At 40.0% G+C, this 12,164-nt stretch carries 7 protein-coding genes; all 7 read left to right on the plus strand.

What is annotated here, in order from left to right:
- Positions 1 to 88 precede the first annotated feature (88 nt).
- The 7 genes from L2735_RS00310 to L2735_RS00340 all read left to right on the plus strand — a co-directional run bounded on the left by L2735_RS00310 (position 89) and on the right by L2735_RS00340 (position 12,067).
- The gene (locus L2735_RS00310) at positions 89 to 1,255 is read left to right on the plus strand and encodes an HlyD family secretion protein (RefSeq protein WP_248982821.1); all 1,167 of its coding nucleotides are present in this window, start codon (positions 89 to 91) and stop codon (positions 1,253 to 1,255) included.
- Positions 1,245 to 2,294, plus strand: coding sequence for a DUF2955 domain-containing protein (locus L2735_RS00315; RefSeq protein WP_248982822.1), 1,050 nt, complete (start codon positions 1,245 to 1,247; stop codon positions 2,292 to 2,294). The genes L2735_RS00310 and L2735_RS00315 overlap by 11 nt, the downstream gene beginning before the upstream one ends.
- 43 nt (positions 2,295 to 2,337) lie before the next feature.
- Positions 2,338 to 3,435: a helix-turn-helix domain-containing protein gene (locus tag L2735_RS00320; RefSeq protein ID WP_248982823.1), complete on the plus strand. Its 1,098-nt coding sequence runs from the start codon at positions 2,338 to 2,340 to the stop codon at positions 3,433 to 3,435.
- A 370-nt stretch (positions 3,436 to 3,805) separates the two neighbouring features.
- Complete coding sequence (locus tag L2735_RS00325; protein ID WP_248982824.1) at positions 3,806 to 4,924, plus strand: AI-2E family transporter; 1,119 nt, start codon at positions 3,806 to 3,808, stop codon at positions 4,922 to 4,924.
- A gap of 6 nt (positions 4,925 to 4,930) precedes the next feature.
- Positions 4,931 to 5,584, plus strand: coding sequence for a potassium channel family protein (locus L2735_RS00330; RefSeq protein WP_248982825.1), 654 nt, complete (start codon positions 4,931 to 4,933; stop codon positions 5,582 to 5,584).
- Positions 5,585 to 5,650: 66 nt separating this feature from the next.
- Complete coding sequence (locus L2735_RS00335; protein ID WP_248982826.1) at positions 5,651 to 7,249, plus strand: ATP-binding response regulator; 1,599 nt, start codon at positions 5,651 to 5,653, stop codon at positions 7,247 to 7,249.
- 117 nt (positions 7,250 to 7,366) lie between these two features.
- The gene (locus L2735_RS00340) at positions 7,367 to 12,067 is read left to right on the plus strand and encodes a response regulator (protein WP_248982827.1); all 4,701 of its coding nucleotides are present in this window, start codon (positions 7,367 to 7,369) and stop codon (positions 12,065 to 12,067) included.
- The last annotated feature ends 97 nt before the right edge of the window (positions 12,068 to 12,164 follow it).

Below are 12,164 nucleotides of genomic sequence, written 5' to 3' on the forward strand. Positions count from 1 at the left end.
ACTAACAAGTCTCTAATTTACTGTTAACAACCTTTCAAGTTAATAGTGCTATTTAGCTGCTGAATATTTGTCGATTCAAGGGAAGGTTATGACTGATAAGAATAATGAAGTGTCTTCAACTGAGGTAGCTATGCAAGCTGAAGAGGCTCAAGTTGATCAAGCTCCCACAGCTGATACCCCTGCAGATAAAGCAAAAAATCAAAAGATTCGTAAAGTGACTAATATCATTTTGCTTGTGGTGGGCTTTTTGTTTGTCTTTCATCTATTTGCCGACCGATATATCCCTTCTACAGATTTAGGCCGAATTCGAGGCTTTGTGGTGCCAATAACGCCGCAGGTTTCTGGTGAGGTGATTGAAATTATAGCCACGCCTAACACCTTAATACGTCAAGGTGAGGTATTGGCGCGCATTAACCCACGTGATTACGAAATAGCACTATTTACTGCGCAGCAGAATGTGACCCAAGCAGGTCAAAACATGGGGGCGTTAACAGCCAATGTCACTGCGGCACAAGCAAAAGTGGCGAATGCAGAAGCTAACTACACCAATGCTCAAGTTCAATCAAAGCGTATTTTTACCATGGTTGAGCAAAATGTTATGTCTCAAGCTGATGCAGATAATGCTCGTGCTGAATTAGCCAGCGCTGAAGCTGGTGTTGCAGCAGCCAATGCCGACTTAGCCAAGGCTGAAGAACGTTTAGGCTCAGAAGGTGAGAATAACACCGCTGTTAAATCTGCATTGTTAGCGCTAGAACAGGCGGAGCTAAATTTAGCGAGAACCGAAATCAAAGCGCCCACTGATGGTGTTGCTTCTAACTTTCGTTTAAAAGAAGGTTTTTATGCCAGCGCAGGTCAGCCTGTTATGACGTTTATTTCTTCTGAAGATGTGTGGATTGAAGCTAACTTCAGAGAAAACAGTATAGGTAATATGAACCCTGGCGACAAAGTTGAATTTGCGTTGGATTATGCACCAGGTGAAGTCTTTACAGGCAAAGTCGCTTACATCGATTACGGTGTGGATTGGGGCCAAAATGAACAAACCGGTAAACTTGCCCAAACCACAGGTCAAACTGGCTGGTTAAGACAATCACAGCGCTTTCCAGTCACCATAGTGTTTGAAAAGGAAGAGGCTAAAGGCTTAAGACGTGTTGGTGGCCAAGTTGATGTGATGGTGTATACCCAAGAAAGCTCTGTAATGAACCTGTTCGGTAAATTCTGGATCCGCTTAGTTAGCTGGTTCTCTTATGTCAGATAAGCCAACTGCAGTTATTGACCCTGAGCTAGAAGAAGCGATTTATACCCGCAGGGTATTGCGCTTCACGCTTGGGATTGGTTTAGCCGTAGCCATTTCTGCAGTGTTTGCATGGCAGCTAGCTTTTATTGTGCCTGTGTTTGTGGCTAAGTTTTTAGTCGATAGAACTGAGCCAACGATTCAAACTGTTTATGAACTATTAATATCGATGGTAGTAACGATTGCTATTGCTTGGTTAGTGAGTTTTGGTCCTGTGCAATATCCCATTGTGTTGTTACCTCTGCTTGCATTATTAATGCTGTGGGCTTACTACCTGTTCTCCGATCCTAAATGGAACTTCTTTGCCACCATTTTAATTGTCGCAACACTAGTCTTACCTTACTTAGGTATTCTTCACCCTGGTGCGGCTATTTTTGTCGGTGTTGGCCTAAGCTTTTCAGGTTTAGTAGCAGTGTTAATTTTCACTTTGCTTCATATTTTACTACCTGATTTATCTCCTAACCGCGAAACCCATGTCGCTGCTGGATTAACTACAGATGAGCGTTTATATGAGTCTGTTCGTGCGTTAATTATCGCTTTTCCTGTGATTACTTTTTTCTTTTTGTTTGAAATTACAGGTGCGCTGCTCACGATGATTTTTATTGCGATTTTGTCGTTGCAATCAGCAGGCAGTAAAAGCGTTAAAGTGAGCTTGTTTTTATTGATCACTAACGGCATTGGTGGTGTGTTAGCCATTGGTTTTTACAACCTACTGGTGATAGTGCCAGAGTTGGTATTTTACGTTGGCCTTGCGATGATTTGTGCATTGCTGTTTAGTCAAAAAATCTATGCTGATGCGGCTAAAGCGCCTATTTTTGCAGGGATATTTTCAGCTTTATTAGTGGTTGTGGGGTCTACTGCCTCGTCAACAGATGCGGATGTTGCTACCAACTTTTATATTCGTATTGCGCAGTTATTTATGGTGGGTGTATATATGGTGGTAGCGTCTTTCTTTTTAGAAACTCGAAATTGGGCTTTTTTACAAAAAAGAACTGCAAGCTAAATTAAGTTTATAACGTATGTATGATGAAAATTTGAGGGTAAATGTGCCGTCACAAAAGTCTGATGTCCCTAAGAAAGGTAACACTATCCACTCACACCATGTGGGGAGAGAAAGTGATGATGGACACATAAAAGATATAGGCAATCAAAATCTCTTTATTCCTCTACTCAGAGCTGAATATATAGCGCCATTTGTAGCACGCTTAAAAGACTTTGAAAACAACATATACCCCATCATTGAACAAGCGGGCTTACCTGAAAGCTTGTTAACCGACAAATATGATTACGTATCTGAACAAGCAGTATTGAATTTACTTAAGCTAATGGCTCACAAACTTGGAAAAGAGCGTTTTTCTGAATGGTTATTTCAGGTGGCGCGATCTATATTTGTTCCTCAGCACTTAGCCAAAATTTCTTTGAAAGGAACGGTGAGGCAAGCGTTAATCGACTTTACTCAAGTGGTTAATCTTGAATCTAAGCAAACCCATATTCAATTGAAAGCAGGATTAGGGAAAGTGTGGTTTGCCCGTTTTCGTCTAAAAGAAGACCCCATTGAAATCGACCTTTCAGAACAGTTTGCACTGACTATGATGGTGGAGTTAGTTCGATCTGTGACTCAAACAAACTGGCAACCAATCGATATTGGCCTGCAGTCATCTCGTGAAGCTGAATATTTAAATGTACTCAAGTTAGACAGATCTCAGGTTTACTATTCTCGCCGCGTTACAGCATTAAGTATTTCTGAGGAAGTGTTAGATTGCAAGGTGAAGCTAAAAGAAGGCTGGGAACCCACAATTAAGCCTGCGATAGAGAGCCCTAAAAGTTTTGTGGAGAGTTTACAATTTGCACTATTACCTTACATGTCTCTTGGTCGACTATCGATAACGACAGCTGCTGATTTATTAGGGTTAAGTGTACGTACATTGCAACGTCGGTTGTCCGAAGAAGGTATGAGTTACAGGCAAATGGTGGATGATATTTATTTTCAGCAAGCCAAAACAATGCTGACTGATAATCAAATCGCAGTTACCGAAGTATCTGCCACTTTAGGCTATGCCGATATCGCTCACTTTTCCCGTGCTTTTAAACGCATGTCAGGCATGTCACCTAGAGCGTTTCGCAATAACCTAGTCTCGAATTAAACTTATGCGCTTAAGTTGTCACTAATGAATATTTAAATATTACTGCGGTTTTTTGAGATGAGTTGATGAAAGTCTTTTTTAAAGCTTTCAGTGAAAACCATTAACATAGAAAAAGTGATGATTAACTAAATGTCAGTTTTATATCGAGAAACTGACCTATTTTAGTGAAAACCTCGTTTTATTGATTTTATGTGAGTTAATAAGTTGTTTTTGCTTTGCTATAGGTGTAATGCGACAGAACTTACGCTATATTTTTAAACTAATTGATATTGAAATTACCTTTATTTAAGCGAGTTAGCGACACATTCGTGACATCTTATGATGCTAACTTTATTTAATGGAATGCCACTAAACTAGGGATAGACAATTTATGAGTGACAAGAACATTTCAACACCTGCAGGATTTACCAGTGCTGCAGTAGATGCTGCGATTAAAATTGCACTGATTTTCATTATGGTGATTTGGTGCTTTAAGATTATTCAACCCTTCATTATGCCAATTCTATGGGGCGGTATTATTGCAATTGCCCTCTATCCTGTAGTGAAACTCGTTAGCAATCGATTAAAGTTATCAATGACTAAATCGAGTCTAGTCATCACGCTGCTTTCATTAGCCTTGTTATTGGTGCCGACATTTTTATTCTCAGAAGCCATCGTTTCAGGTACACAAGATTTTATTGCTGAAGTCCAGGACGGCACTTTAGTTATCCCAGCACCTAAAGAGTCTGTAGCAGACCTACCGTTAGTCGGTGATAAGCTTTATGTACTTTGGTCTGGAGCTTCATCTGATTTAGAACAATTAGTCAGATCTTACTCTGATGAAATTAAAGCATTTTCAACGACCGCTGCAGGTGCGTTTGGTAGCTTTGGTATGACTGTGCTGCAATTTTTAATCTCGATTATTATTGCTGGCGTATTTATGGGTAAAGCAGAAGGCTCAAACCAAATGTTCCATAAGGTTTCGGTTCGACTTGCAGGTAAACATGGGGAAGAGTTTTCTCACCTTGCTGTCGCTACTGTTCGTAGTGTGGTGCAAGGTGTCATCGGCGTAGCGTTCATTCAGTCAATTCTTGCAGGTATTGGACTTGGGCTTGTTGGGGTACCGGGTACTGGAATATGGATGTTATTAGTGCTTATCTTAGCCATTATTCAATTGCCACCAATCTTAATCCTAGGGCCAATCATTGCTTATGTGTTTTCGGTTGAATCATCGACTACAGCCATTATCTTTATGATTTGGAGCATCTTGGTGAGTGCCAGTGACGCATTCTTAAAACCAATGTTAATGGGTCGTGGTGTTGATATTCCAATGTTGGTTATCTTATTAGGCGCAATTGGCGGGATGATTTTATCTGGTATTGTAGGCTTATTTGTTGGTGCGGTTGTATTAGCGCTGAGTTTTAAACTCTTCTCTGCTTGGTTGGTGGTTGAAACCGCCGAAGTTGATACAGAAGCTGTTATGATTGAAGCAAAGAAGTCAGAAGGGTAAGTTTTAATGGGAATGTCGAAAGAAGACAACTTTAGTTATTTATTGGGGTCTTTAGTCTTGGTATTGTTAAGTGCTGCGTTGGTTGAGCAGTTTTTCGAATCTGGTCAAATGCTGATTGTAGCAACCACGGTAATGAGTTTATCTATTTCAGTGATCGGCTTAGGTCAAAATAAGCGTTGGATCCGTTCAAGTTTTGGTTTGATGTTCACCACACTTGTATTGGCCAGCATTGGGTCAGTTTTTGAACTACTAAATCTCGATATTATCGCCTTATTAACCATTATTTCTTTTCTTATTGTGGCGACCTCTCGAGCTTCAAAACAAGTGCTTTTTTCTGGTAAAATATCATCTAATCAAATTGTTGGCTCTATTTGTATTTTTTTACTTTTAGGGCTTATTTGGGCGTTTACCTATCTGTTATTAATTGAAATATTTGGTGCAGCTTTTAACGGAATTGAAGCGCAAAAGTGGACTGATAATTTTTCAACTGTGATTTACTACAGTTACATCACCCTCACAACAGTCGGTTATGGGGAAATATCTCCAAATATGCCGATTGCACGATTTTTTGCTTTTTCAGAGGCTATTTGTGGACAATTTTATATGGCTATTATTGTAGCCAGTTTAGTTGGTGCAAAAATGTCACAAAATGATAATTAGCCAAAAGGCTAATTAAACTTTACTTTTCAGTTAGGTAGAGTGATTGATTCTAATAGATGAGGTCGCATGGAGTTATCCAAGAAAAGTGTGCTAATTGTGGATGATATGGATGCCATCCGTAAAATTAGTGCAGACCAATTACGCCGTTTTGGTATCGGACAAGTATACCAAGCTGATAATGGCGCTAAAGCATTGACCATTCTGAAAAATGCATCTGTAGACTTGATCATTTCTGATTGGAATATGCCTGTGATGACAGGCATAGAATTACTATCTAAAGTTCGTCAATCGTCTAAATGGCAGCATCTGCCTTTTCTTATGATCACCGCAGAAGCCGCAAGAGAACGTGTGAGCACAGCGATTGCTGAAGGTGTCACTGACATCGTCATAAAACCTTTTAACGCAATCACATTACAGCAACGAGTGGTGCAGTGTTTAAGTGGTCATGTGAGTAATAGAAGTCATACTCTTCAGTCAGATATCCGCCAAGACGATGCAAATCAATTATCACCTGATGGCGAGTTTAATTCAGAATCCTCTCCAAAAGACAAAATTCCTCATAGGCCTTCAGTCCTGGTGGTGGATGATACCACCGTTAATTTAACTTTGATTGGCGAGCTTCTTAAAGACGATTACCAAGTTAAGCTCGCACTGCAAGGCAGTCAAGCGCTTGAAATAGCACAATCCGATTCTCCGCCAGATCTTATCTTATTGGATATTATGATGCCGGAAATGGATGGCTTTGAAGTGCTTAAACAATTAAGAGAACATCCACAATCAGCGCATATCCCAGTGATATTTGTCACAGCATTAACTGAAGATAAATACCAGCTGCAAGGGCTGGGCAGCGGCGCGGTTGATTACATTAGTAAACCCATCCAACCTGAGTTACTTAAACTACGAGTAAGAAACTTGATGGCTTATGTTCAAATGCATAAGCGTTTGCAGTCTGACTTTGACAATATAGTGACCACTGAAAAGCTTAAGCAAGAAGTACAACAAGTATTGCAACATGATCTTAAAGGCCCTATCGCTGGGTTGATGACTTTGCTTGAACAAATCAGCCAAGACCCACACATTTCAAAAAGTAACCTTGAAAATACCCAAATGGCTGAAGATATGTCATTGCAATTATTGAACATGATCAATATGTCCAGTGAGCTTTATAAAATCGAAACGGGTCGATTTCAATTACAAGCTAAGCCCTTTTCTTTAGCAGACTTACTGCAAAAAATAATCGAAGTGTTAAAGAAAACCTTCCAGAGTAAGTTATTACTCATTTATTTAGATTACGAAGAAGATGGCGACGAAGATTATCTTGCGTTAGGTGATAAAAGCTTAAGCTACTCAATGTTATTCAACCTCCTTAAAAATGCTTGTGAAGCAGCGCCAAGCAAAACAAGAGTGTCGATTTCACTCTTAAGAAGTGATGCAGATGACAGCCAACAACACTTACAAGTGAAGATACAAAATATCGGTGTCGTACCGGCTGAAATTCGCGAAACGTTTTGGCAAAAATATGTTTCAACAGGCAAAGAAAGTGGCACTGGAATTGGCACCTATTCAGCTAAGTTACTTGTCCAAGCCCAACATGGTGAAGTCGCATTAGCTGTGGATGACGATGCAAATACCACAACAGTCAATATTATTTTGCCATCAGCCTAAGCTGATTGACTTAACGGGTCTTTTTCACAGGCCTTTGTAATAAGCTTAATGTTAGGTTTTTGGATTAAATTTATAGACGCAAAGATGTGATATTTTGCTGCTTAGACAGGATGAGAAATGGAAATAAACACAATGTTGTTATTGGTGTCCGCAGGTTTGGTGGTTGCACTGTTTTGGCTGTTTTTCAAACTTCGAACTGAAGCTAACATAGATATTGGCCGCTTCTTTGAGAAACGGCACAGCCGTTTTTATTCAGCGCTAATTGTATGCTTTTTTCTAGCCTTAATGTCTACCATTTCTGCAATCGGATTAAATATCGCTTATAAGCATGATCTAGAACAAAGTGGGTCGGCCTTAGACTCTGTTGCTCTTACAACTGACGCAGCGCTTTCGTCTTGGGTTAAAGGTTGGGAAGACCGTGTCGGAGCTGTTGCTACCAACCCTTTGCTTTTAGGAAGAACCAGGTTATTAACTAAAATTGGCGCAGACAAAGAATCTTTACTGGCAAGTGAACACCTTCAGTGGTCAAGAGATGCCTATGATCGCTATAGTGAATCATTTGGATCTTTAGGTTTTTTTATTATTAGTCTAGATGGTAAAAATATTGCTTCCAGTAGAGACAGCAACCTTGCAGTGACTAATATTGTAAAGCGGATACATCCCGATATATTTCGAGAAGCGGTTAGAGGTAAAGTTGTCATCACTCCACCTATGCGCTCAGATATTCCTTTAAAAAACCCTTTAGGTATTGAACGTTCCGATACGCCTACCATGTTCGTGTTAAGCCCCATTGTTCAAGATGACGGCTCTATCAACGCAGTATTATCCCTTCGTATTGATCCCTATTTGGAGTTTGCCAAGCTGACAACAAGTGGTGCTGTTGGAGATACAGGAGAGTCATACTTTGTGGATGAAAAAGGAAGAATGTTATCACACAGTCGTCATGAGCAAAGTTTAGTCAGTTTAGGCCTGTTAAATGAAGGTCAAATGTCGGTGTTAAACTTGAAGGTTACCGATCCTAATCGTCTATTAACATCAGATACCCCCGCTGATCCTGAGCATAATGAATTTAAATTAACCCTCGCTGCACAGCAAGTTGTTGACAAAAATAATGGCCAGTCATACCAAGGTTATCGAAATTATTTAGGCAAAGAAGTCATTGGCGCTTGGAAATGGGATGAGCGTTACGGGTTTGGCATTATCACTGAAATGTCGCTAGAAGAAGCCAGTAGTAACTATCAATATTTTAAAACAATCGTGTTAATACTGATTGGAATTATTGCCTTCTTTTGTTTACTCATCACCCTTGGAAGTTTATGGCTGAGCAGCCACGTTCATCGCCGTTTACAGGTCAGTAATGAAAAGCTTGAAAAGACAATTTCTGTTCGGACTAAAGATTTGCAGGAGCGAGAGAATCGGTTGTGGGATTTATACGAGAACTCTGCAGTAGCTTATGCCACTCTCGACACTCAAGGCCATTTTACTAAGCACAATAAGCAGTTTGCCCACCTCACAGGGTACGACAGGCAAGCCTTTGCTTCACTTTCCTGGGAGGAGGTTATTGCAACAGACAATAGCGATGCCAAACAGATTTTTAGTGATGCATTAAATGGACGAGATACATCAGATGCACGAGTTCATTTAAATACCCACTCAGGTGAGTCAATTGCCGTGTCATTGACTGTGCGTATTGTTGGAAGTGAAATAGATGATGGTACTGAAATTAGATTGTCTTTGTTAGATATCAACGAGCAAGAGAAGGTTAGGGCAGAGATGCTCCAAAACCAGCAACAGTATCAAGCCTTAGTTGAAAACATACAAGGGGCGGTATTTCGTTGTAAATTTATAGATTTAAAGAATAATAAATTTAGGCTTGTCTATATAAGCCCCAATTTTGAACATATTACTGGCTACCCCGTTGAGGACTTTATAGGCCCTAACCCTTTAAGGCGTTTTATTCACCTTGCTGTAGGTAATGATGGTGACCAGTTTTTTGAGCAGGTGAAACAGGCTGCATTAGTCAACAATAAAGTGACCGTTGAAATGCGGATCCTGAACAAAAAAGGTGAGCTGCGTTATGTACAAATCATGGCGCAATTTGAATTAACTGAAAATCTCGAGGAAGGTTATTTCGATGGAACTGTTTTTGACATTACTGAACAAAAGTTAGCCGAAAACCGATTGTTGGATTCGGAAGAGAAACTTGAAGTTGCTGCCACGAGCGCACAAATGGGGATGTGGGATTTTTATCCTGATGAGAACCGTGTTGTGGTGAACCGAATGTACAGCAAAATGCTAGGTTACGAACGACTGGATATTTGTGCACATGATAGTAAGTGGGCGCCGCTGATAAATGGGTCTGATACCTTTATGTCATTGGTTCATCCTGATGACGAGTCAGAAATTATAGGATTAGACTCTGATGCTGATAATCATAAAAACCAAATTAATCGTCAAGAATTCAGAATGTTGCGTAAAGATGGAGGCTATGATTGGATCTTAAGTATCGGTCAAACCTATCAATCTCATGATGACGGTAGCCCAATGCGTATCAGTGGTGTGCATCTAAACGTTAATGCAGCGAAAGAATTGCAAAGTGAATTAGCGAAAGCTATTGCTGAAGCCGATAACGCAAACAAAGCAAAGGGGGATTTTTTGGCTAATATGAGCCATGAAATCCGCACGCCAATGAATGCCATTATCGGTATGTCTCATTTAGCGTTAGAAACAGATTTAAGCCGTCAGCAACGTAATTACATCGAGAAAACCAATGGGTCCGCGCAGTCATTATTAGGGATCATCAACGATATTCTTGATTTTTCCAAAATCGAAGCGGGTAAGCTAGATATAGAAAACATTGATTTAAGTATTGATGACTTGCTCAATAATGTCAGCAATTTAATTGGCATCAAAGTCGCAGAGAAGGGCTTAGAGCTGTTGTTTGATATTGATGACAATATTCCTAGAAACTTGCTAGGAGATCCACTGCGAGTAGGACAAGTACTGATAAATTTAGCCAATAATGCGGTTAAGTTTACCGAAAAAGGCAACATTATCATTTCTGTGAAATTAAATGAGCTGACAACAAGTCATGCCCAAATAACGTTTTCAGTTACTGATTCAGGCATTGGTATGACCCCTGAACAACAGTCAAGACTGTTTAATGCCTTTTCACAAGCAGACGCGTCAACCACCCGAAAATATGGCGGTACAGGTCTGGGGTTAGCGATTTGTAAAAACCTTGCTGAATTGATGAATGCAGAAATTACATTAAATAGTGCTCCTGATGTTGGCAGCACCTTTAACTTGAATATCCCGTTCGATTTAAGCCCTATTTCTTCAGTATCGATAAGGGAACTAGATACGTCATATCTTGATGGTAAATCAGTATTGTTAGTGGATGATAACCAAGTTGCTCGAGAGATATTATCTAATTTATTAATTAATATAGGTATGAAAGTTAAGGCGTTAGACAGCGGTAAGGCAGCAATGGCTTATTTAAATTCAGGCGGTCAAGCTGATGTTGCCATTGTTGACTGGCAGATGCCTGAAGTCAGTGGAGTCGATGTAGCGCGTTTTATTGGTGACTTACCTATAAAGGCCAGGCCTAAACTCATTATGATCACCGCATATGGTAAAGAAGATTTACTGATGAATGCAGTTGATGTTCATTTTGATAGCATTCTTACTAAGCCACAAACCCAATCAAGTCTTGTTAAGGCGCTGTCTTATGTTATTTCTGATGCAGAATTTCATTCAGGGCAGTTGGGGACTGATAGTGAGTTAACCAAGGCGTTAGTCAAGTTAGCAGGCGCGAATATTCTTATTGCTGAAGATAATGATTTGAACCAAGAATTGATTGAGGAATTACTCAACAGTAAACATATTCAAACCACGATCGCGGCTAACGGGCAGCAAGCACTTGAGTGCCTAGCTGAGCAGCGTTTTGATGGCGTATTGATGGATTGTCAAATGCCGATAATGGATGGCTATACAGCCACTAAAAAGCTACGAGGAATACCAGAACATAAATCACTTCCGGTGTTGGCTATGACAGCGAATGCAATGGCTGGTGATCGTGAAAAAGCCCTTGATGCAGGGATGAACGATCATATCCCTAAACCTATTGATGTTGAAGCCATGTTTATCACTATGGCGAAATGGATAACTCCTGCGCAGCCGGCGGATATAACACTTTCTGAAAACGCGACTTCGATACAAATCGAGCCATCGTTAGTTAACCTGAAATACATTAATTCAACTCAAGGGTTAATGCGCACACAAGGCGACGTCAATTTATACCTTAAGTTATTAGCCAAGTTTTTGATGGGACAAAAAGGATTTGTAGGGGCATTTTCAAAGGCGATTGCAGTTAAGGATGAACAACTAGCAGCACGTTTAGTTCACACTCTAAAAGGCGTGGCAGGGAGTATTGGTGCTGAAAAGCTTGCGCAGTTGGCAACTCAATTGGAGCTGGAGCTAGCTGAAAGTGACGTTAGTGCGATTGAGGATTTAGATATTGAACTGTCTAACGTATGCCAAGAAATTTCAACTTTAATACCAGAAGAACAAAGTGAAAAAGTTCAACTATCATTAGACAAGGCATTAGCAATCAAGACTTTAGAGGAGTTGATTACGATGTTAGAAAGCTTTGACATGGAAGCAACTGAATACCTTGAAAGCCATGGTGAATGTTTAAACGTTGAGCCACTCGTGCATAACTATAAATTACTTGAAAAGCAGCTGAGCGAATACGAACTTGATACAGCAGCGGAAATAGCCAAACAAATGATTGAGCAACTAACCTTACTAGACTGAACATTTGTCTAATTGAAGTGGTGAGATTAATACAAGCTATTTAAAACAGCTATTTGCAAGAGCGATTCGCAAGAACTATTTGAAACAACTAGTTGAA

It is taken from the genome of Shewanella olleyana (genome assembly GCF_023283825.1).
GTDB classification, from domain to species: Bacteria; Pseudomonadota; Gammaproteobacteria; order Enterobacterales; family Shewanellaceae; genus Shewanella; species Shewanella olleyana.